Origin of the sequence: Paenibacillus sp. G2S3 (genome assembly GCF_030123105.1) — a bacterium.
Taxonomy (GTDB): Bacteria; Bacillota; Bacilli; order Paenibacillales; family Paenibacillaceae; genus Paenibacillus_AQ.
Genome location: NZ_CP126095.1, coordinates 6121437 through 6144955 on the forward strand (window position 1 = coordinate 6121437; position 23519 = coordinate 6144955).

The 23519-nt window shown below is 45.9% G+C and carries 16 protein-coding genes and 1 riboswitch; of the genes, 5 read left to right on the plus strand and 11 right to left on the minus strand.

The features are described 5' to 3' along the window. Positions 1-28: 28 nt before the first annotated feature. The 4 genes from QNH28_RS27170 to uvrB form a co-directional block, all read right to left on the minus strand. Positions 29-1162: a S1C family serine protease gene (locus QNH28_RS27170; protein ID WP_481858342.1), complete on the minus strand. Its 1134-nt coding sequence runs from the start codon at positions 1160-1162 to the stop codon at positions 29-31. Between the two features lie 126 nt (positions 1163-1288). Beyond that, entirely contained in the window at positions 1289-1498 is a 210-nt protein-coding gene (locus QNH28_RS27175; protein WP_283909267.1) for a DUF2759 family protein, read from the minus strand. Between the two features lie 648 nt (positions 1499-2146). Further along, on the minus strand, positions 2147-5020 hold the full coding sequence (gene uvrA / locus QNH28_RS27180) for an excinuclease ABC subunit UvrA (protein ID WP_283909268.1): 2874 nt from the start codon (positions 5018-5020) through the stop codon (positions 2147-2149). Positions 5021-5405: 385 nt separating this feature from the next. Beyond that, the gene (gene uvrB / locus QNH28_RS27185) at positions 5406-7397 is read right to left on the minus strand and encodes an excinuclease ABC subunit UvrB (protein ID WP_283909269.1); all 1992 of its coding nucleotides are present in this window, start codon (positions 7395-7397) and stop codon (positions 5406-5408) included. A 277-nt stretch (positions 7398-7674) separates the two neighbouring features. Here uvrB and QNH28_RS27190 point away from each other — a divergent pair, with 277 nt between their 5' ends. Beyond that, a complete protein-coding gene (locus QNH28_RS27190) occupies positions 7675-8457 on the plus strand; it encodes a flagellar motor protein (protein WP_283909270.1) in 783 nt (260 codons plus the stop codon). After that, positions 8454-9290 (plus strand): OmpA/MotB family protein, encoded by an 837-nt coding sequence (locus QNH28_RS27195; RefSeq protein ID WP_283909271.1) that lies wholly within the window; start codon positions 8454-8456, stop codon positions 9288-9290. The genes QNH28_RS27190 and QNH28_RS27195 overlap by 4 nt, the downstream gene beginning before the upstream one ends. Before the next feature lie 376 nt (positions 9291-9666). Here the strand turns inward: QNH28_RS27195 and gcvH are convergent, their stop codons facing one another. Further along, positions 9667-10059 carry a glycine cleavage system protein GcvH gene (gene gcvH / locus QNH28_RS27200; RefSeq protein WP_283909272.1) on the minus strand — a complete coding sequence of 131 codons (393 nt, stop codon included), beginning with the start codon at positions 10057-10059 and terminating at the stop codon, positions 9667-9669. 179 nt (positions 10060-10238) lie between these two features. Continuing rightward, positions 10239-10337, plus strand: a riboswitch (glycine riboswitch). Positions 10338-10521: 184 nt separating this feature from the next. On the opposite strand from gcvH, the gene gcvT reads away from it, so the two are divergent. From gcvT to gcvPB, 3 genes are all read left to right on the plus strand, one after another. After that, positions 10522-11634 carry a glycine cleavage system aminomethyltransferase GcvT gene (gcvT, locus tag QNH28_RS27205; protein WP_283909273.1) on the plus strand — a complete coding sequence of 371 codons (1113 nt, stop codon included), beginning with the start codon at positions 10522-10524 and terminating at the stop codon, positions 11632-11634. A gap of 107 nt (positions 11635-11741) precedes the next feature. Beyond that, complete coding sequence (gcvPA, locus tag QNH28_RS27210; protein ID WP_283909274.1) at positions 11742-13094, plus strand: aminomethyl-transferring glycine dehydrogenase subunit GcvPA; 1353 nt, start codon at positions 11742-11744, stop codon at positions 13092-13094. Beyond that, entirely contained in the window at positions 13091-14551 is a 1461-nt protein-coding gene (gene gcvPB, locus QNH28_RS27215) for an aminomethyl-transferring glycine dehydrogenase subunit GcvPB (RefSeq protein WP_283909275.1), read from the plus strand. The genes gcvPA and gcvPB overlap by 4 nt, the downstream gene beginning before the upstream one ends. 496 nt (positions 14552-15047) lie before the next feature. Here the strand turns inward: gcvPB and QNH28_RS27220 are convergent, their stop codons facing one another. From QNH28_RS27220 to QNH28_RS27245, 6 genes are all read right to left on the minus strand, one after another. After that, entirely contained in the window at positions 15048-18062 is a 3015-nt protein-coding gene (locus QNH28_RS27220; RefSeq protein ID WP_283909276.1) for an efflux RND transporter permease subunit, read from the minus strand. Between the two features lie 275 nt (positions 18063-18337). Continuing rightward, positions 18338-19492 carry a cation:proton antiporter gene (locus tag QNH28_RS27225; RefSeq protein ID WP_283909277.1) on the minus strand — a complete coding sequence of 385 codons (1155 nt, stop codon included), beginning with the start codon at positions 19490-19492 and terminating at the stop codon, positions 18338-18340. Positions 19493-19714: 222 nt separating this feature from the next. Next, complete coding sequence (locus QNH28_RS27230; RefSeq protein WP_283909278.1) at positions 19715-20038, minus strand: L-rhamnose mutarotase; 324 nt, start codon at positions 20036-20038, stop codon at positions 19715-19717. Between the two features lie 124 nt (positions 20039-20162). Continuing rightward, positions 20163-21323, minus strand: coding sequence for an ABC transporter permease (locus QNH28_RS27235; protein ID WP_283909279.1), 1161 nt, complete (start codon positions 21321-21323; stop codon positions 20163-20165). Beyond that, positions 21316-22488, minus strand: coding sequence for an ABC transporter permease (locus tag QNH28_RS27240; protein WP_283909280.1), 1173 nt, complete (start codon positions 22486-22488; stop codon positions 21316-21318). Before QNH28_RS27240 ends, QNH28_RS27235 begins: the two co-directional genes overlap by 8 nt. A gap of 18 nt (positions 22489-22506) precedes the next feature. Then, positions 22507-23442 carry an ABC transporter ATP-binding protein gene (locus QNH28_RS27245; RefSeq protein WP_283909281.1) on the minus strand — a complete coding sequence of 312 codons (936 nt, stop codon included), beginning with the start codon at positions 23440-23442 and terminating at the stop codon, positions 22507-22509. Positions 23443-23519: the final 77 nt, after the last annotated feature.

A 23519-nucleotide genomic window follows, 5' to 3' on the forward strand; every position in this document is an offset into this window, starting at 1 on the left:
CCGTCCCCCTCTCAAGTTTCCTCATCAATCACTCTTCCGTATGCTCGTCTCCATCTGTTCCAGAACCTTCTTCACTTAACAAGGGATCGCCCTGAGTGAGCACGAGCTTGCGGATGACGATATCGCCATCACTTTGCATAACCAGTCGTACTGTCTTACCTGGAGAATAGGTTTTGAAGAATTCATTAATATCAACTAGTGAGACCACACGGTGGCCGTCAATGCTATACAAGACATCATCTTCGGCAATCCCCGCCTTGAGTGCTTCAGCAGAAACCACCTTGGTTACGGTCAGTGGATCAAGCGTTGGCAATCCTACAATCGTAGACCAGCTCGGCTCTAGTACCAGCCCAAGACTCGGGTGCTTTACTTCACCGTACTTAAAAAGCTGGTTCATAATATACTGCACGGTATCTGCCGGAATAGAGAAGCCCATATTCTCCACACCCACTGCTGAGTATTTCAGACTGTTTATTCCAAGCACCTCGCCCTTCATATTCACTAGTGGGCCCCCGCTATTTCCGGGATTAATCGCTGTGTCACTTTGGATCAGGCGATAAGCCGCAGCTACTTCACGGTTAAGGCCACTTATAACCCCTACAGTCGCTGAATTCCTTAGAGAAAAGCTAATCGGTGTTCCGATGGCGACTACCTTCTCACCAACTACGGTTTTGCCGGTCGATGGAATAAACCTCGCAGGTTTAAGGGAAGTTGCATTAATTTTGATCAGTGCCAGATCACTAACTTCATCGAGATACGTTTCTTTAACGCTGTAGGTTTTGGAGTCCGACGTCACAACTACGGCATTCTGTAGATCCTTGATGACATGTGCATTAGTTACGATCCATCCGTTTGATTTCACAATAATGCCAGAACCATGCGTCAGATTGTACCGATCATCCGGCCCGCTATTTCCGCCACTATCGTCTTTACCGATAATGCCCACTACGGAGGGGGTGATATTTTTAATAATTCCTGGTATAGGATCTTCTGTTACTGTAGAATTTTTGATTTTGTTTCTCTGGGTTGTCGTCGCCGCGCTAACCGCCTTAGTCGTACTACCCAACGCATAAACCGACTCACTCCATACTCCTGACAGCAATACACCACAAAGCAGCAGGCCCAATCCCTTCCTCACCAGCTTCTCCCCAATCCTCATCAACCTTCACCAGACCCTCTCTGCACATGGATAAATTTTACATTATATAATTTGAAAAAAGACACCTTCAATGCGCCCACGGCGTTAAAGGAGTCTTTTGGTGCAAAGCTGTTCAATTTAATTCTTTCATCAACTTAACCAATGCATCACCATGGCATAGTCAGAGATTACAAAAACCAACAAACTAACCGCTCCGAAAGCAATGGCGAACTTGTTCTTCTGGGGAGCTCTCAGTAACCGAACGACTCCAACCAAAATTAGGATAGTGAATAAAATCATAAAAACATCAAAGGTATGAAATTTAGACGGTCCTTGCGCGGCAACTTCTGCAAGTAGCATTACCTTACCTCCTCAAAAATGTTGTCAAGCAAGATCCAGTATTCCCCATATCCTCTTCTATGTTATCGCTACCATTTGGGCGATGCAATAGGTTTTGTAGAAAAATTATGTATTTGTCGTAAAAAATATATTTTATCCCTATAAAATTGGATAAATTAATGATTTTGTTCATTGACGTTTGGTGTTTTTCGGCGAAATCGATACCCCTTCAAATTAGCTGATTGTCGGTTTGATTTGAGTTTTCAGGAATACTTTCCCCAATCTAGTAACTGAAGCTTTTGATAGAGCTAAATGTAGCTTACAATTAGTTATTTATTTTTCAAGGAACCATTTGAGCTTACTGTTACTCTATTACCCATTATGCATACCTACAGCAACAGCATGCTCCTCATTAAATCTTACTGCGGACATGCCCCACATATGCCTATCTCGTCTATTATTTGGTTTTCTTTTTTATAGGAGTCGTTTAACTTTTACTAGAAAACTAACATCAGAACGGATAATGACTCTAATTTACCGGTGACTACCAGCAATTGTACCTTTCCATTGTTTTGGAAAAATAATAATTTCGGACAACAAACAATAAGGCCACAGCAAATTGCCGTGACCTTTATCATTTGATAGTTATATTACCCAGCTATTTATAGCTTAGGTTGTTTCCGCCGTTTCAAGCATAAGCGCCTTAGTCCGCTCCGTATCACGAATCAGAACCGGCTTCAGATACTTGCCTGTGTATGACTCCGTAACGGTAATGAGCTTCTCTGGTGTTCCTGTTGCCAGAACCGTTCCACCGCCACTGCCGCCTTCTGGTCCCATATCGATGAGATAGTCCGCGGTCTTAATAACGTCCAGATTATGCTCAATGACAAGAACCGATTCTCCCGAATCCACCAAGCGATGCAATACTTCTAGTAAACGACCAATGTCATCCACATGCAGACCCGTTGTAGGCTCATCCAAAATATAGAGTGTCTTGCCGGTACTACGACGGTATAGTTCAGATGCCAGCTTCACGCGTTGCGCTTCACCACCGGATAATGTGGTACCTGGCTGACCAATCTTAATGTACCCAAGACCCACATCCATCAGCGTTTGCATTTTACGGTGAATACGAGGGATATTCACGAAGAACTCTGTAGCATCCTCTACAGTCATCTCCAGCACGTCGGAAATGTTTTTCCCTTTATATTTCACTTCTAGTGTTTCCCGGTTATAACGTTTACCTTTACATACCTCGCAAGGAACGTATACGTCAGGCAAGAAGTGCATCTCAATCTTGATAATTCCGTCCCCACGGCAAGCTTCGCAGCGTCCGCCTTTTACGTTAAAGCTAAAGCGTCCCTTTTGGAACCCACGTACCTTTGCCTCATTCGTCTTAGAGAATAGATCACGAATGTCGTCAAATACGCCAGTATAGGTTGCAGGGTTAGAGCGTGGTGTACGCCCGATGGGTGATTGGTCGATTTCAATGACCTTATCAAGATTTTCCAAGCCACGAATTTCTTTGTGCTGACCCGGACGAACCTTCACAGCCTTATTCAGCTGCCGTGCCAAGCTCTTGTACAGTATTTCATTAATAAGCGAAGATTTACCGGAGCCCGACACACCAGTCACCGCCGTAAACACACCCAATGGAATCTTCACATTCACATTTTTAAGGTTATTCTCTTTAGCACCACGGATTTCTATCCAACGATCATCGGTAGCGCGACGCTTAGCGGTTACCGGAATAAACTTACGACCGCTCAAATATTCACCCGTTAAGGAATTTGGATCTTTCATAATTTCTTCCGGCGTTCCTTGCGCCATAACTTGTCCACCATGAATACCTGCGCCCGGACCAATATCAATAATATAATCCGCGGCCATCATCGTGTCTTCGTCATGCTCGACAACAATCAACGTATTTCCTAAGTCACGCATATGCGCAAGGGTTGAGATAAGACGATCATTATCCCGTTGATGCAGGCCAATACTCGGCTCATCCAGAATATATAGTACTCCCATCAAACTCGACCCAATCTGAGTGGCCAACCGGATACGCTGCGCTTCACCACCAGAAAGTGAACCTGCTGCACGGCTAAGTGTCAAATAGTCCAATCCGACATTCACCAGGAACCCAAGTCGACTGCAGATCTCTTTAAGAATGAGATTCGCAATAGCTGTCTCTTTCTCACTTAACTTTATTTCTTCAAACCAATGCTGACAGTCACCAATGGAGAGATCGGTAATATCCGAAATATTGCGCTCGTTGATCGTCACCGCCAAAATTTCTTTCTTCAGACGTTTGCCTTTACATACATGACAAGGCTTAGCACTCATAAATCCTTCGATAAATTCACGAATACCGTCAGATGCGGTCTCCCGGTAACGACGCTCCAGATTCGGAATAATCCCTTCAAAAGCAACCATCGCATCTTTCTTTTGACCAAAATCATTCTCATATTTGAAGCGAACCTTTTCACTACCTGTACCATGCAGTAGTTTATTCATATGATCAGGTGTTAAGCTGCTCACTGGAACGTTCTGTGGAATATTAAAATGCTCACACACGGACTTCAGAAATTGCGGATAGTAATTAGAGGTACTTCCAGTCCAAGCTAAAAAAGCACCTTCTTCAATGGATTTCTCAGCATCAGGAATAAGCAGGTCTGGATCGACCACCATCTTCATACCAAGTCCATCGCACTCTGTGCAGGCTCCAAACGGACTGTTGAATGAGAACATACGTGGTGCCAACTCTTCAATACTAAAACCACAAATCGGACAAGCAAAATTAGAGCTGAACAGTAACTCTTCCTGACCGATGATATCCACAAGGATTTTACCGCCCGAAAGCTTAAGCGCCGTCTCCAGTGAATCCGTTAGCCGGGTCTCCACATCGTCTTTAACGACGATCCGGTCTACAACAACTTCTATGGTGTGTTTTTTATTCTTCTCAAGTTCAATATCTTCAGACAGATCTCTTAGCTCACCGTCCACACGCACACGTACGAACCCTTGCTTAGAAATGTCTGTGAAAAGTCCTTTGTGCTCCCCTTTACGTCCTGAAATAATAGGCGCCAGGATTTGCAAACGAGTCTTCTCTGGATACTGCATAATCCGGTCTACCATTTGTTCAACGGTCTGGGAAGTAATCTCAATTCCATGCTCTGGACAATGAGGGTGACCGATCCGTGCGAAAAGCAGCCGCAGATAGTCATAGATCTCAGTAACCGTACCTACTGTGGAACGCGGGTTGCGACTTGTTGTCTTCTGATCAATAGAGATTGCCGGGGATAATCCGTCTATCGAATCCACATCCGGCTTCTCCATTTGGCCCAAGAACTGACGTGCATAAGCTGACAAAGATTCAACATAACGCCGTTGACCTTCAGCATAAATCGTATCAAATGCGAGCGACGACTTACCCGAGCCGCTCAGCCCCGTCAGCACGACGAAACGGTCACGTGGAATCGTCACATCGATGTTTTTGAGATTGTGCGCCCTCGCGCCTTTAATTACAATATTTTCGTTCGCCAACGGAACCTCTCCTTTAATGAATCAAATATCAAAGCTTTAACGATTTCAGAGCTTTATTAAAAGCGTTTTCGATCCCTCCCAAACCCTCCCTTCCAAGGGAGGGCCCCAAGGGTTGCACCCTCTGGACACCTGCACTTTTTGGCGAAGGAGGCTGGTGGGACGGGACTTAGTGACAGCGGTGCTTGGAACGCTTATCCCTACGGGACCGCTTGGACGTTAGGCGCATACTAGCTAAGAGCGGGAAGTGCGAGATTATCACAACTACTATAGCGTTGCGGAACGCTGTCCCTACGGGATACGCGTCCATCTATTTATTCAAAAAGAACGGCCTGGACAGCACCGTTCAATTACATATTTTAAATATCGGAGATGCATTTAAGGTTTATTACTCAGCCCGAAGCTCCAGCAATGCGTCACGCAGCTCTGCCGCGCGTTCGAATTGCAGGTTCTTCGCTGCGTCCTTCATCTCGGCTTCCAGACGCTGGATCAGGCTTTGTTTCTCTTTCTTATTCATCTTGCCACCAACACCCGTGAGGTAATCCGCTTTGGACTCGGCAACCTTCGTTGCCTCGATGATGTCACGCACCTTTTTATTAATGGTGGTTGGGGTAATGCCGTGTTTCTCATTATGGGCGATCTGGATGGCGCGACGACGCGACGTTTCGCTCATCGCCTTCTCCATCGAATCAGTCATCCGATCACCGTACATGATTACACGCCCCTCGGAGTTACGGGCCGCACGTCCAATAGTCTGGATTAACGAACGCTCAGAACGCAGGAAGCCCTCTTTATCGGCATCGAGAATAGCGACGAGCGATACTTCCGGTAAGTCGAGACCTTCTCTTAGCAGGTTAATCCCTACTAAAACATGGAATGTACCGAGACGAAGATCACGTAAGATCGCCATCCGCTCCAGCGTTTTGATATCAGAGTGCATATAACGAACCTTTATCCCAATTTCCTTAAAGTAATCCGTGAGATCCTCCGACATCTTCTTCGTCAATGTTGTGACGAGTACGCGTTCGTCTCGTTCCACCCGATCACGAATTTCACTAATCAAGTCATCGATTTGTCCCTCTGTAGGACGAACCTCAATGATCGGATCCAAAAGACCTGTAGGCCGGATAATCTGCTGCACCATGGTGTCGCAGTGTTCCATTTCATAGGGTCCAGGTGTCGCTGAAACGTATACGATTTGCTTCACCTTTTCTTCGAATTCTTCGAACTGAAGTGGACGGTTATCCAGCGCAGATGGCAAACGGAAACCATGCTCAACCAGTACCGTCTTACGCGCCCGGTCACCGTTATACATCGCCCGAATCTGCGGAAGCGTTACATGAGATTCATCAATAATGATCAGCATATCATCCGGAAAATAATCCATTAATGTATACGGTGTTGCCCCTGGTTCACGGAAGGTGAGCGGTCCGGAATAGTTCTCGATCCCAGAACAGAAGCCCACTTCTTTCATCATCTCAATATCATAACGCGTCCGCTGTTCCAGACGCTGAGCTTCAAGAAGCTTTCCTGCGTCACGAAGAACCGTTAAGCGGTCTTCCAGCTCCTTTTCAATGTTGACCAGTGCCACTCGCATTGTTTCTTCTTTGGTGACAAAGTGAGACGCCGGGAAAATAGCGACATGATCGCGCTCCCCGATCAGTTCACCCGTCAGTACATCAATCTCAGTGATTCGCTCAATTTCATCACCGAACAATTCGACTCGAATGGCATGCTCACCCTGAGACGCTGGGAAAATCTCAACCACATCACCACGTACACGGAAGGTTCCGCGTACAAAATTGATATCATTACGCTGGTACTGGATATCCACTAGCCTGCTCAAAATCTCATTTCGAGGCTTCTCCATTCCTACCCGCAATGACAAGAGCAAGCTTCCGTATTCCATCGGCGAACCGAGGCCGTAAATACAAGACACACTCGCCACAATAATAACGTCACGCCGTTCGAACAAGGAGCTTGTCGCGGAGTGGCGCAATTTATCAATCTCTTCATTAATACTGGAGTCTTTCTCGATATAAGTATCGGAGGAGGGAATATACGCCTCTGGTTGGTAATAGTCGTAGTAGCTGACGAAATAGTCTACCGAATTATGCGGAAAAAACTCCTTAAACTCACTCGCCAGTTGGGCAGCCAAAGTCTTGTTGTGCGCAATAACTAACGTCGGGCGGTTTAATTTGGAAATAACTTGTGCAACGGTAAACGTCTTCCCCGTACCCGTCGCGCCCAGCAGCGTCTGGTGCTTCTTGCCCTGCCGGATGCCTTGTAGTAATTCCTCTATGGCATGAGGCTGATCGCCCTGGGGTGTATACTCGGACTCCAATTCAAAAGTCTTCGTACTGACGACAATATCACTCATTTGCCCGTCTCCCCTCTATCGTCTAAACTAGATTAATATATTATAATTGTTGTCTGAATGTTCTCTCTCCATACGATAGCAAGCTAAAACGCCTTTGGCGTCTCTAAAAGACGTTAAGCGTTTGTGCGAGAATTATAAGAATTAAAGTATAACGTGTAACTTATACTTTCTTATAATTAAAAAATATGGAAGATAAGAATATGTGTTCCCCTTCATTATACAGTGTTGACTAGATCGTTGCAAACCATAATACATAGAAATGTTAGGAGCTTGAAGCATGGATATTACCTCAATAATCGGCCTATTGGCTGGACTAGCTGCGTTAATCGGTGGCTATCTCTGGGAAGGCGGAAGCCTCTCAGGACTGCTGCAGCTTAATGCAGCTTTGATTGTGTTCGGGGGTACATTTGCCGCTGTTATGATCAGCTTCCCGGCATCTAAGCTGCGCTCCATTCCAACAGCATTACGCATGGCTTTCGGTAGCAACCCTGATCATGATGAAGAAAAAGCAGAAGAACTCATTGCAATGGCAACCGTGGCCCGTCGCGGCGGCGTTCTAATGTTAGAAAAACAAGCTGAAGAACATCCGGACCCTTTTACACGTGAAGGTCTACTTCTTATTGTCGACGGCACTGATCCTGAGCAGGTAAGACAGATTCTTGAATTAGAAATGGATGCTAAAGAATTGAAGCATGAGAACTATGCTAAGATTTTTGAAGCTGCAGGTGGATATGCACCAACGATGGGAATTATCGGGACAGTAATGGGTCTCATTCGTGTGCTTGGCAACCTTACAGATCCGTCGAATCTGGGTACATCTATCGCAGTTGCATTTACCGCAACACTGTACGGTGTCGCCATCGCTAATTTAATATTTTTACCCATCGCTTCCAAAATCAAATCCCGCAGTCAAAGCCAGCTACATAGTATGGAAATGCTGCTTGTAGGCATTCTTTCTTTGCAGAACGGGGATCATCCCTTGCTGGTGCGTAAAAAACTGAACTCATTCATCTCAGACACGGACACGAATGACCGTGCGGAAACTAGAGGTCTTCTATGAGACAAAGAGACCGGCGCAAGCGGCGTGTAGAGACTCGGGAAAGCCGCGACCGTTGGATGATTACTTACGCAGATCTAATCACACTTTTACTTATATTTTTCGTTATATTGTATGCGATGAGCAGCCTGGACACTGACAAATATAACATCGTGACAGGCTCATTATCCGAGACCTTCAAATCTGGAAACACTGTCCTTGAGGGTGGGAACGGTATTTTAGATGCTGAGAAGACAATTGAGAGTAAACCGGAAAGTACAGACGGAAATGGGAATGCAGCTGCAACTGCGAGACCGAATGATGGATCTGATGAACAAACGGAGAATGAAGCACCTTCGGCACGTGAGCTGGCTTTTCGAGAACAAGAAGCTAAACTCGCTGAATTAATGGGTGTGATCACAAACTATGTGGAGGAAAATAATCTCGGAGAACAGATTTTTGTTGCTGACAAACCACAGGGGATAGAAATCACCCTCAGTGATCGTTTTCTATTTGATATAGGTAAGGCAGACCTGAAATCACCAGCCTTTCCTGCTCTTCAGCAGTTATCTGGTTTATTCAAAGACATCGGCGCAAAGATTAGCATTGAAGGACATACCGATAATACGCCCGTATCTTCGGCTTCTCACTTTAACGACAACTGGGAGCTGTCTGGTGCTCGTGCACTGTCAGTGCTTCGTTTTTTCTTAGATCGGGAGGGATTGAATCCCGACAATTTTCAATACGCAGGTTATGCTGATACCCAGCCCACCGCAGATAATACATCGGCAGCAGGTCAGCAAAAGAACCGCCGTGTAGAGATCATTGTGCTGCGGCAGCTTCAAGAGGGTGAATAAAATATTGATTGTACTCAGAGATAGGTATATTAGTTAGTCCGAGTGCGAATCTGCTTATCAACATACAAAAATGGCCTCGCCACTATTAATTACGGAAATACTCCCTGATTTTCCGCCTGTTCTCTTGTTCAGACGCAAGATTAGGGAATTCCTCCCTGATTAATACCCTATTTAGGCAGAAATAGCTGTTTTACCGGAATTTTCAGGGAGAAATTCCCTAAAATCCTTAGTTTCACGCTATATCCTTCTAAAATGAGGGAGGTTTTCCCTAATTCCACATCAATATAAAAACACCAAACAGCAAGTCCCCAAAAACAGAAACTTGCTGCTACAAATATCACATGCGGTGAAATTAATATACAGTGAAAAATCCCAATTACTCTCCTACCAACGCTCTATAACCGGCTGCATCCAGCAGACCTTTTACAGCATCAGCATAATCTCCGTCCACTTCAATTTCAAAAATCCAACCCTCGCCATAAGGCTTATCGTTGATTAGCTCTGGACTTGCTTCTAAACCGTCATTAATCTTGGTAACCTTCCCCGAGACGGGTGAATATAATTCCGATACAGTCTTAACCGATTCGATACTACCAACGCTGTCACCGGCTGAAATGGCCGAGCCCACTTCTGGAAATTCCACAAATACGATATCGCCTAACAAATGCTGTGCATGATCCGTAATCCCAACACGTACTACGCGTCCTTCCACTTGCTGTGCCCACTCATGCTCTTCGCTGTAAAGAAGGTTATCTAAAACTTCACTCATTTCAAGCCGCCTCATTTCCAAATTGGAATTCTAAATTTAGTTATAGCCTAAGTGATCCCAGAGCATAATGTCAATATTACTAACAGTAAAATAAATTTGTCGTTTTTTTGACTTTTTCTTGTTGACAGCGCCCTACTATACCCGTTTAATGGAGACATAAGAAACAAATACAGTTGCGGATGATGGCATAGGGAGAGACTGTCTCACTTGAAGACGGCGCCGAAGGAGTAAGCCCTAACAGGGGTGAATCTCTCAGGCAAAAGGACCTTTGTCGGACGTACCTCTGGAGAGCATCAGACGCGAGGCTGAATGCGTCAGGTCACCAACGGGGAAACTTGCAGGTTAGTTACGCAGGGTAACTCTCAGGTACAAAGGACAGAGCAGAAAGCGATTAGTGCATTTATGCATGATTGCTTCTGCCTGTCCTTTTTTCGTATGTAATTAGACTAGGGGAGTGACGACATGGATGCTTTGAAAAGAACGCCTTTTTACGATCTCTATTCCGCTTATGCGGAGTCCAGGTGCATTGATTTTGGCGGCTGGGAGCTGCCAGTACAGTTTACAGGTATCGTAAAGGAGCATGAAGCCGTTCGCCAGCAGGCTGGGCTGTTCGATGTATCGCATATGGGTGAATTCATGGTGATTGGAAGCGGTGCGGAAGCCTTTTTGCAAAAAATGACGACCAACGATGTCAGCCGCCTCACGGATGGTGCGGCACAATATACGCTGCTCTGTTATCCAAACGGCGGTGTCGTTGACGATTTACTCGTGTATCGACTAAGTGAAGGCCGTTATATGCTTGTCGTAAATGCCTCCAACATCGATAAGGACTTCCAGTGGCTGCAAGAGCATCTGACCTCTGAATTCGGTGAAGTCACACTCACTAATGTCTCTGACGAGACGCTTTTGCTCGCCTTGCAAGGTCCGCTGGCAGAGACCATACTCGCAAAAGTTACTGATGCACCGATCTCAACGCTCAAGCCTTTCCACTTCATCGAACGCGCAACCGTCTGCGGTTTAGAAGTACTGATCTCCCGTACGGGTTATACCGGTGAAGATGGCTTCGAAATTTACGCTCCGCTAGATGGGGCAGCAACGTTATGGAACGGCCTTCTCGCAGCTGGCTCTCCTCACGGATTAACACCTGCTGGACTAGGCGCACGGGATACGCTTCGTTTCGAGGCAAAATTGCCACTGTACGGTCAGGAGCTGTCGGCTGACATCACGCCTCTTGAAGCTGGAGTACAGTTCTTCGTGAAGCTGGACAAAGCGGACTTCATCGGACGCGATGCGTTGATACAGCAAAAAGAAGCCGGTCTTCCCCGCCGTCTTGTCGGTCTAGAAATGATTGATCGAGGCATTCCACGCTCCCATTACCCAGTCTATGCAGACGGCATCAAAATCGGAGAGGTCACAACCGGAACCCAATCTCCAACGCTGAAGCGCAACCTGGGATTAGCTTTGCTTGATACAGCTTACAGTGAAATAGGCACAGAGGTTTTCGTAGAGATACGTGGCAAGCAGCTTAAGGCTGTCGTGATTAAGGCCCCTTTTTACAAGTATAAACGCCTTTAGCGTCCATATAAGGACGGTGAGCTTTTAAGCGAGAAATAGAAGGAATAAAGTATAGCGTGAAAATTGTACTTTCTTATATTTTAAAAAAGCCAAGGAGTGAGACCTTAATGAAGCACCGTTATCTGCCCATGACAGCACAGGACCGCGTAGAGATGATGGAAGCCGTCGGGATTCAGTCCATAGATGAGCTGTTCTCCGATATTCCTGAAGCCGTCCGTTATCAAGGCACTATGCCGATGTCTGAACCGCTCGATGAGTACGCCCTGCTACGTCACATGAAAGGTCTCGCTGACCGAAACGCTGACTTCGATTCGCACGCCAGCTTCCTCGGCGCCGGATTATACGACCATCACATCCCTGTGGTAATTAACCATGTCATTTCCCGTTCGGAATTCTACACAGCCTACACTCCTTATCAACCGGAGATCAGCCAAGGTGAACTGCAGGCAATCTTCGAATTCCAATCCTATATTTGTGAACTAACCGGTATGAAAGTAGCCAATGCCAGTATGTATGATGGCGCAACGGCATTATCCGAAGCAGCCGTTCTCGCAGCTGGTACTACCAAACGCAAAAAATTAATTGTCTCCCGCACCGTTCATCCTGAAGCGCGCCAAGTGTTACGTACATCGGCTAATGCTTGGGGTCTTGAGGTAGTGGAGATTGACTATAAAGACGGCGTTACCGATCAGGTGAAGCTTGCTGAAGCCATTGATGGTGATACTGCCGCAGTACTGATGCAATCGCCTAACTTCTTTGGCAGCATCGAAGATCTTAGCTCCGTTGAGCCGCTGATCCATGCTGTTAAAGGGTTGTTCGTCGTCAGTGCAAATCCGATCGCTCTTGGCGTACTAGAAACACCAGGTAAGCTTGGAGCCGACATCGTAGTCGGTGACGCTCAGCCACTTGGTATTCCAGCTTCTCTCGGCGGTCCAACCTGTGGCTTCTTCGCTGTAGCTGAGCATTTAATGCGCCGCATGCCAGGTCGTATCGTTGGCCAAACCGTTGACCGTAACGGTAAACGCGGCTTCGTTCTGACACTCCAAGCTCGCGAACAACATATTCGCCGTGAAAAAGCGACATCCAATATTTGCTCCAATCAAGCGCTGCTAGCTCTCTGCGCATCAGTCTACTTATCTGTTATGGGTAAAGAAGGGATGCGTGAAGTAGGCGAGCTAAACATTCGTAAAAGCCATTACGCCGCTAATAAACTTAGCGAACTAACAGGTGCTGAACTTGCCTTTTCCTCCCCCTTCTTTAACGAGTTTGTCTTGAAGCTTCCTGAAGGAAGCAGCGTGAGCGCTATTAATTCGAAGCTGCTGAAGGAAGGTTATCTCGGCGGTTATGATCTGGGCCGTGATTATCCTGAGCTTGCTGGACATATGCTAGTTGCCGTAACAGAAAAAAGAAGCAAAAACGAAATCGACCAATTCGCTAGCGCACTGGAGGGCTGTATATGAAACCGGAGCAAAGTCTAATTTTTGAATTAAGTCGTCCCGGCCGTTCGGCCTATTCCTTGCCACTATGCGATGTGCCGCAGGAAGAAAGCTTGGAATCTCTGATTCCATCAGGTTTACTTCGTAGCGAACCCGTCGTGCTTCCAGAAGTATCGGAAGTGGATGTCATTCGCCACTATACTTCGCTTTCACGCCGCAACTTCGGCGTAGATAACGGCTTCTATCCACTGGGTTCATGCACGATGAAATATAATCCGAAAATCAACGAAGATGTTGCCCGCTTCTCCGGCCTAGCTAAGATCCACCCTTACCAGCCGGAAGAAAGCATTCAAGGCGCACTGGAATTAATGTATACCCTGCAAAATGACTTGTCCGCACTAACAGGCATGGATGCAGTATCCTTACAGCCTGCCGCAGGTGCGCATGGTGAATGGACCGGTCTCATGATGATCCGTGCCTACCATGAAAGCCACGGCGAGACCCGCACGAAGGTTATCGTGCCGGATTCCTCGCACGGCACCAATCCTGCTAGTGCTTCAGCAGCAGGACTTGAAACGATCACGATCCCTTCCACAGATAAAGGGATGGTTGATCTTGAAGCACTCAAAGCAGCTGTTGGCAGTGACACAGCCGCACTGATGCTGACTAACCCAAGCACGCTCGGCTTGTTCGAAACCCAAATCGTTGAGATCGCCGAAATCGTTCACGAAGCAGGCGGCTTACTCTATTACGATGGAGCGAACTCCAATGCCATTATGGGCATTACCCGCCCCGGTGACATGGGCTTTGACGTTGTGCATTTGAACCTGCATAAGACAATGAGCACCCCACACGGCGGCGGTGGCCCTGGAGCCGGACCTGTCGGCGTAAAATCCATCTTGATTCCGTTCCTCCCACAACCAACTGTGGTGAAAAACGAAGATAGCAGCTTCTCACTCGACTTCGGCGGACCTGAATCCATTGGACGCGTGAAAGCTTTTTACGGCAACTTTGGTATTCTCGTTCGTGCCTACGCCTATATCCGCACCTATGGCCCAGACGGACTGCGTGAGGTATCCGAAAATGCCGTTCTGAATGCGAACTATATGATGCACCGTCTGGCGCCGTATTTTGAAATCCCATATCCGGGCGTATGTAAGCATGAATTCGTAATGTCCGGCCGGAATCTCAAGCAATATGGCGTGCGCACCTTGGACGTTGCAAAACGGTTGCTCGACTTTGGCTACCATCCACCAACCGTGTACTTCCCACTGACTGTAGAGGAATGTATGATGATCGAGCCGACGGAAACCGAAAGTAAAGAAACGCTCGATGGCTTCATCGATACAATGATCCAGATCGTGAAAGAAGCGCAGGAGACACCGGAGATCGTAATCAACGCACCGCATACCACTGAGATTAGCCGTTTGGATGAGACCCAAGCCGCGCGTAAGCCAGTGTTGAATTGTTCTTGCGGTTAACAGCTAATGAGCAGTATTAAAAAGCAGGCCACGATACCAATTATCGTCGGTCTGCCTTTTTGTATGCAAATAAAAATCAACACTTTGATTAACTCGGCCTGCACCTTCGCAAAAATCAGGAGTTATGCTATTCTAATTTCGAGGATATCGCCCCCTTAGAAAGGAATGTATTCCTTATGAAATTTGAATTTGTCCATAATGTTTTCCCTAGAAAATATTTATTGTCCCTTCCCTATTTGCTCCTCGCATTATTTATGCTGTCTGCCTTGTCTTCGTCCCATAGAATATTCTCTATCATCCCTTTCATATTAATTATGCTAAATGCGTTGTATATCGTTGTAAAAATCATTATTTATAAAATCAAAACGTAGATATTTCGCACTGTCCAATTACATAAGTAGATTCTCATTTTCTAAATAATAAGGCCCTTCCCAGCATCATTTAAAATGTCTGAGAAGGGCCTGTTTCAGTTGTTTATCACTATAACTTTTTGATATTACGCACCATGCATGGGAGTTTCTACTTTCACCGCGCCCTTGCGCTCCTTAGCCGATTTACGGAAGTAGAACAGCTCGTAAATCGCTGGAACCACAACCAGCGTAAGCAGCGTTGCCGCGGTCAAGCCACCGATGACCACAATCGCCAAGCTTTGCGAGACAATGCTGCCCATCTCGGCATGGCCGAACAGCAGTGGAGTCATGGCGCAAATGGTAGCAATAGCTGTCATCAGAATCGGGCGCATCCGTGTTCCGGCCGCTTCCAGAATCGCTTCGCGAATACTCATATGCGTCTCATTCTGCTTAATACGGTCGATAAGCACAATCGCATTCGTGACGACGATACCAATTAGCATCAGAGCCCCGAACAGGGCAGTGAAATCAGGTGTTACGCCGGATACGATCAGTCCAACAATCGCACCAATCGCAGCCAGCGGCAAGGAGAACATAATCGCCAGCGGAGCACGAAGAGTTTTAAAGGTGAGGACCATGATCAGATACACCAATCCGATGGAGATCAGCGCTGTCATACCAAGGTCAGCGAAATCCTCTGACTGATCAACAGATGCTCCGCCTGCAAATAAGGTGACGCCTTTCGGAAGGGCAATGCTATCGGTTTCCTTTTTAATATCCACTCCGATTTCAGACACCTTCTTCGGATCTACTTCCGCTGTAATTCTTGCATATGGCTTCCCATCTTTATGGAACAACAGTGCAGGTTCATTCCGAACCTCGTAGGTTGCGAGTTGGGATAGTGGCTTTGGTCCTTCAGCAGTCATGAGCGTCATTGCTTTTAAATCTTGCTCCGACTTCGACTCAGCCATAGGATCTAACACTACTCCAGCAGGAGTACCGTCCAGTTCGATTTGTCCCATAGGGATCGGATTCAGCATAGCCGACAATTGCATCGTAATTTCTTGTGCATTCGTCTGTGCCGGATCTACCTTAAATGAAAAGACAGGTTTGGTATCCTCCATATTGCTACTGACCTTCTGAATACCCTCCACAGTCTTCAATTTATTCGTAACTTCTGCTGCAACAGCAGTAATATCTGTAAGATTATCACCCACGATATCAATATATTCGCTAGTGGAGCTTGAACCCATCATACTCATTTGATTGGCAACCAGTGTTGCCCCTGCATAGGAATCCTTCACATCACGGACATGATCGATGAAGCCTTGCGCATCTGCACCTTTTTTCATCACAACGGTATAGTCCACTAAGGTCTCCGAGCTGACAGACCCCCACTGGGCCGCATCTGCACTGTTCCCTGATTGCATGATCACCGTTTCCGCTTCTGGCTGTTTCATCAGGTCTTGCTCTAGCTGCTTTCCTTTTTCCAAAATCTCTTTAACAGGAACATCCTTCGGATAATTCAACTGAACAGAGACATAGCTGGCATCTGAAGCATCAAGCGCGCCTTTTGGCATAGTCACATAAGCAGCGATGGAGCCAATCAGAAGGAGAAGCCCTAGCGATAAAGTAATCCATTTCCGGCGCAGATTCCAATCGAGGATTCGGGTGAACCATTTAGACGGCTCGTGTTCTTTCATTGAAGTTCTTCTCAGCAGCCATGAGCTTAACAGCGGAACCACCGTCAAAGCTACAACGAGTGAAGTTAACAGTGAATACGTGACCGTTAAGGCAAACGGAAGTAGGAACGCCTGTAAACTACCACGCAGAAGACCCATCGGCAGAAATACCGCTACCGTTGCAATCGTAGATGAAGTAATCGCTCTAGCCACTTCTCCAGTTGCGCTTATAATCATTTCACGGGAGAAGGGTTCTTTTTGCAGCCTGCGGTAAATGTTCTCGATCACTACGATACTATCATCAACCAAGCGACCGACCGCAACGGCCACACCCCCGAGCGTAATAATATTCAGACTTATGCCGGATATATCAAGGAGATATAAGGTAACTGCTAGTGAAAGCGGGATAGAAACCGCCGTAATCAGGGTTGCACGCAGGTTGCGTAGGAACAGTAAAATTACGATCGTCGCGAACAGCGCGCCTAGCAATACTTCACGCATCATACTATTCACAGAGGTAACTACCATATCTGATGTGCTGAATACGACCGCTGCCTCTGCATTTGGAATGGTTTTGTTAATATGTGCTACGGTATCCTGTATATGATCTCCGACACTTACTGCATTCGCATTAGCTTCTTTGGTTACTATGGCGAACAGAACATCTTTCCCATTCGAGCGGCTAACGCTCTCTTGATCTTCCTTCAATTCGACGGCAGCAATATCCTGCAGCTTAACACCCGAGGATACGGGTAGCTTTTTTAGAGTATCGATACTATCAATAGTAGAAACCACATTAACGTTACCTGTCTGACCACCAATCGTCTGCTCCCCAAGGGATGCCGATACATTACGTCCCTGAAGTAATCCTAGTACTTGAGGTGTCGTAATTCCTTTCTCAGCCATTAATTTTGGATCTAGCTTCACTCGCACTTGCGGAGTTACTTTGCCATATAAGGCGACGTTGGCTACACCTTCTGCTTGTTGCATCTCTGGAATGATCGTTTCTTCCGCAAGCTTAAGGTTTTCTTTAGTCAGACCTTCGTCAAACGAAAGGGTGACCTGCGACACGGGAATCATAGAAGTATTCAGTTGAAGTACAAAAGGAGCCATTACCCCTTCAGGGAACTGCAACGAATCTACAACCTTTTGCACCTCCCCAGCAGCATCCTTCATATTCGTCTTTGAATCATAAAAAATGTTCACCTGTGCGTATCCGTCTCCGGAAGTAGACAGTATTTCTTTCTTCCCCTTTACAAAAGCAGCGCCAGCCTCAATCGGCTTCGTAACCTTTGTCTCCATCGCATGGGCATCCTGACCCGGACCGAGCACCGTTACAGTCACTTGTGGATTGTCTGCCTCTGGCATAAATTCCATCGGTAGTGAAGTATAGCTCATCCCTCCCACTACAAGAGCCATTACCACTAAAAGCCCCACCGCAGCCTTGTTACCGAACGACCATTTGGTTAACCACTTCATTTTCGTTTCCCCTTTCACCCTTATACTTTCTGGTACTCCTCTTATGACTGCCCCATTATGTATTATTTTCCATCCCGAGATTTAGTTTAGACATTTTTGGCTGAAGTCAAAACAGCCCTACGGCTGGTTTCGTACTCAGTCTTAAGGAGGGGAACTTTCCCCTTCTGTAGACAGATTCCCGTCTTTTTTCCTTCTGATGACAACTGGAACGGGAGCATAAAAAAAGAGTCCCGTCAGCCATATAAATGGCCAACAGGACTCCCTTTTGTTATGATTTATTTCCCTTCCGCACGCACCGGATCACGGAACATAAATTTCAATAGTGGTGGTGTTACAAGTGTAGTTACAATGACAACAATAATTACGGAAGTAAAATACTGTTGCTGCAACAATCCGCTTTGCAGACCTGTTGCCGCGATGATCAATGCAACCTCACCCCGCGAAATCATCCCTGAACCAATAATAAGCGACGAATGGTTATTAAAACCTGTAAGACGCGCACCCAGACCACCGCCGAACAACTTGGTCAGAATGGCAACCACCGTCAACAAGAGGACAAATCCTAGTTGACTGCCAACCCCTTCAAAGGAAACATTAAGTCCGATACTGACAAAGAAGACCGGAACAAAAATTGAATAGGCAATAGGCTCAAGCTTAGATTCCACAGTGTGCTTAAAGGAGGTTTGTGAAATTGCAATCCCAGCTGCAAAAGCACCGATGATGCCTGCCATCCCCATAATTTCAGCAAAATACGCGAACGCAAAGCAAATCATTAGCGCCGCTGCGATAACAGCCTCAGTCACCTTTAGCGGAGCCATCCATTTCATAACCCGCGGCACAACGAACCAACCCACAACAAGCGCTACAGCGAAGAACAATACCTTTTTCGTAATCAAAAGACCAATGGACACTGATTCTCCTGTGCCGAAAAAGCTCATTAATACAGCGAGCAAAATAACAACAAGAATATCATCAACTACAGCGGCTCCCAGAATGGTAGAACCTTCACGGGTGTTCAGCTTATTCATATCCTTCAGCACCTGAACCGATATGCTGACCGATGTTGCACTAAGAATGACGCCCATAAACATTGCATTATGATAAGCAAAACCAAACATTTCTCCCATGGCGAATCCACCTAGAAAAGGTAAAATAATACCTCCGACAGCTACAGCGAAAGCTGACTTCCAATTCTTGCGCAGTTGATCCAGATCTGTCTCAAGCCCTGCTATAAACATTAACAATAGCACACCGATCTCCGAAAAATAATGAATAAATTCTCCATTCTGAATCCAACCCAGTACCGCAGGACCCAGTATAATACCGACAATTAGCTTACCCAGTACCGACGGTTGTCCCAGTCTTACAGATAAATCACCAGCTAGCTTGGTGAATAGTATAATCAGCATAAGATATAGAACAAACTCCATGTTTCATCCACTCCCTTGTTGTATATAAGAACTGCCAACCAGGGACTTCTCCAAGCCAAAAAAAGACAAAGAGGAGCCCTTGTTGACAGGCTCCTCCAAAAAACAAAAAATTATTCAATTAAACAATATTAAATATATTATAACCGTAATATAAAAGACTGTAAACAAGATACGCCGATAATTTACCATATGCAAATTTTAGTTAATAAAGAATCAGCTTCACTATTTTAGATAGAAGACTTCGCGTAAAGGCAACATTGGCACCGCATCATTGAAATCAAATGACCCTTCAACCATCTTTGAAGTAATGGCATTCCATCGGTTGCAGGCATCACTTTTAGCAATGTAATCGAAAGCCGCTTCCGTTTCCTCACATTCAAAGCAATAAAAAAACTGATTGTCATTCTGAAAGATGGAATAGTTAGAAATACCAGCCTTACTGTGCTCCTCCAAAACTTCTGGCCAAGGATTTAAATGCATCGCTACATACTCTTCCAGACATTCTTCCTTCACCCGCCATGTCCAAGCCAATTTATTGCTGCTCATCTGTTCATCCTCCTAGAAATGTCCTCTATTGTACATAATAAGAATCAAATACATTTGATACCTATTATTGTACCTGAAGGTAACAGCCCAAGCTATGAATATCTAACATTCTGTTTCAAAATCCCTATGCGTTGATTCCCGCTTCGCTTGGGCGGAGAATGGCAGAACCAATCGCCAACAGCACGGCGGCCATAAGTCCTAAGATGGCAAAAGGTAACCATAACTCATTCCAGCCCCCACCGGTTGCAGCGATATCTACCGCTTGGATAGCCCATTTTTGCGGAACAAAGTTAGCCGCCTTCTGCATATAGTCCGGCATAATAGATAACGGCCAGAAGCAGCCTCCAAGCATACAAGTCGGTGTGATAATAAGGGAATTCAGCATGCCCGCATTATTAGGATTACGAATTAACCCTGCCACTGTACTCGCGATACCCATAGACACCAGCATAAATGCCGCAAGAACAAGGAAATATAGATAGATTGGAACTTCATAATCATAGTGCAGCACCCAGCGACCTAAAGCGAGTACTACGACAATTTGAATCAAACCGACCATGAAGCTACCCAGAAAGTTACCAATCGCAATCTCGTAAGAACGAACCGGAGCACTGAACATCCGCATCATGGTCCGCCCTTTTCGATCATCCATAATCAGAGACACAGAGCTCGTGACCAGACTCATGAGGAACATTAGCGTTAAGCCCGTAACGACTCCCAGTCCCTCACGAGGATATAAATTATAATCGGTTCGAATGCTGCCTACACTGTGCTGTTCTGCTCTTTGCATGACCGTATTGAACTGTGCGTCAGTGTCGCTAGATCCCTCATTAGCTGCTCCAATGATCGCGGCGGTACTCCGCATTTCATCAGCAATTGCGCTCGCTTTTAATTTAATCGTAACGGAAGTTTCATTCGTCTTAAGCTCATATACACTAATTTGTGGGTCTTCCCCGGCAAGTAGTGCCGATGTGAAGCCCGCTGGAATCAGAATTCCCGCTTCTCCATTCTGTTCCACAACGCCTTCTCTTAAGGCAGTCTCGTCAGTCTTTTCTACAAATTTATATTCTCCAGTATTCTTTAGTTCAGTGAGCAAATGCTTACCTGCAGCCCCGTTATCCATATTAGAGTACAGCACAACAGCTGGGCTCTCCCCCATCGTTCCAGTAACGGAAACTATACCTGCGAGTACAATACAAGGAAGCAGAATATAGATGAGCACACCCTTCCTAGTACCAATGGTTCGTTTCACCATGTTCCAGGCAATCGTTAAGATTTTATCCATGATAACCCACCTTCCGGTACGAAATAGCCGCTGCACTAAACAACACTAGACAAATTAACGATAAAACTCCCAAATTCGGCATGATTTGCGATACATCGGCATGTAACATCATTTTCAAAATAGCCTGCATTGCCCAATGGTTAATCGTAAACGCCCCTATAGAATTCACCCACGATTCCGGAAGAGGTGCCATCCCTCCGCTAATGAAGGTCATACTTACTGTCAGCAGTGTAACGACACTCCTTGCGCTTGCTCCAGTCTTACTGAACATAGAAATAACGATAGATAAGGTCATCGAAGCCACAATCATCAGCAAACAAAATAGGAGTAACAAGCCCGGGCGATTCCCCCAATTCACGCCGAACAGCACATTCGTCAGAATAATAATCGCTGCGCACTGTACTATACTTACAACACCCACACCAAGCATTTTGCCAATAAACAATTCTGAGCCTTTGACTGGCATTGAATTTATTCGGAAAAGGGTATGATTTTCTTTTTCATTAAAAAGAGAAGTACATACCGTCAAACCGCTATACAGCAAAAACATCAGCATCATGGATACCGCATAGAACTGGGAAGAAGTATATGAATATCCTCCCTCGCTCAGTTCTCCAAGCTTTACGGAAGGCTCATTACTGGTGGAACTAGGTGCCATAACGTTCAAAGCTTCTGGACCCAGTGTCATTGCCACAGACTGTTTATAATTAAGATTCCTCAGAAAATTATCGAATACCGTCCCTGCCACCATGTTGTCTGTACTTTTTTGGCCCAGTATAAATTCCAGCTGTGCGGCTTCACCGCTCTGTACCGTACTATCAAAGCCTGGAGGGACAACAACCGCATAACCGTATTTCCCTGTTCGCAGACCGCTTTCTGCCGCCTCTCGACTATTCACTATAATCGGGGTAATGATATCCTTAAGCTCAGTTGATTTCAAAAAACTGTCCATCATCGCCGAGCTTTCATAGCCCTCGCTAGAAGGATTAACAACTGCCACTCGCACAACATCTATAGTAGAGGAGCCTTTGTCACCAACGACACCAGATAGCGAAGCACCTAAGAGAAAGATCAATAACAGGGGCAGCAAAAACATATTTAATATCATAGAGCGTGAGCTAAATAATCTTCGCAGCTCATAGATCATAATCGTCCAAGTATTCATCAAAATAATTCCCCTCTCTTAATCTCGTAAGGTCCGCCCGGTCAAGTTAAGAAACAACGTTTCCAGATCAGGTTCTTCAATATTTAGTGAGCCAATAATTCCCTTATGCTTGGCAAAAATAAAAAGGATATCCTGAAGTTCCCCTTGTGAAGAGGGCAGAAACAGCTCGACTACATCTTCCTTTGCTTCTACGCGTCTAATTCTAGGGTGAAGGGTCAGCTCTTGGACAAGCTCCGGTGTGATATTAGCAGCTTTAATGATGATTTTTTCTTCCTTGGCAACCCGTTCTCGCAGTTCTTTTTCCGTGCCGCAAGCAATGATATGCCCTTTATCCATAATAGCTACCCGATCACAAATGGCCGCAACCTCCTCCATATAGTGACTGGTATAGATAATCGTTGAGCCGAGTCGATTGAGCTCTTTAACCGATTCAAGGATATGATTACGAGATTGCGGATCAATCCCCACGGTAGGTTCATCCATAATAATCAGCTTCGGACGATGCATAACAGCGCAGGCAATATTCAGACGTCTTTTCATCCCTCCGGAGAAGGTTGAGGGTTTCTCTTTGGCACGATCGCTTAGGCCTGTGAACGCAAGAGCCTCTTCTACCCTTTCCTTCAAAAGCTTGCCACGCAAACCATACAATCTTCCGAAAAAGGTAACGTTATCCGCCGCTGTCATCGTGTCGTATAAGGCTAACTCCTGTGGAACCAAACCAATTCTTTTCTTCACCTCAAGCGATTTCGAGGACACGGGCAGACCGTCGATAAGAATGTCTCCCCCGTCAATCTTAAGCAAGCCGCAGATCATACTGATCGTTGTACTTTTACCCGCTCCGTTCGGGCCAAGTAAGCCAAAAATCTCTCCTTCTTCTATCGTCATATTCACATGATCTACTGTTAATTTACCTTCATATCGTTTCACCACATCGGTTAATACGGCGATTGCCATCCGTTCATCTCTCCTGTCATTTGCGCTTCTATATTTCCAATTTTAGCTTAAAGTGAATTTTCACGGAGGTACGAAAG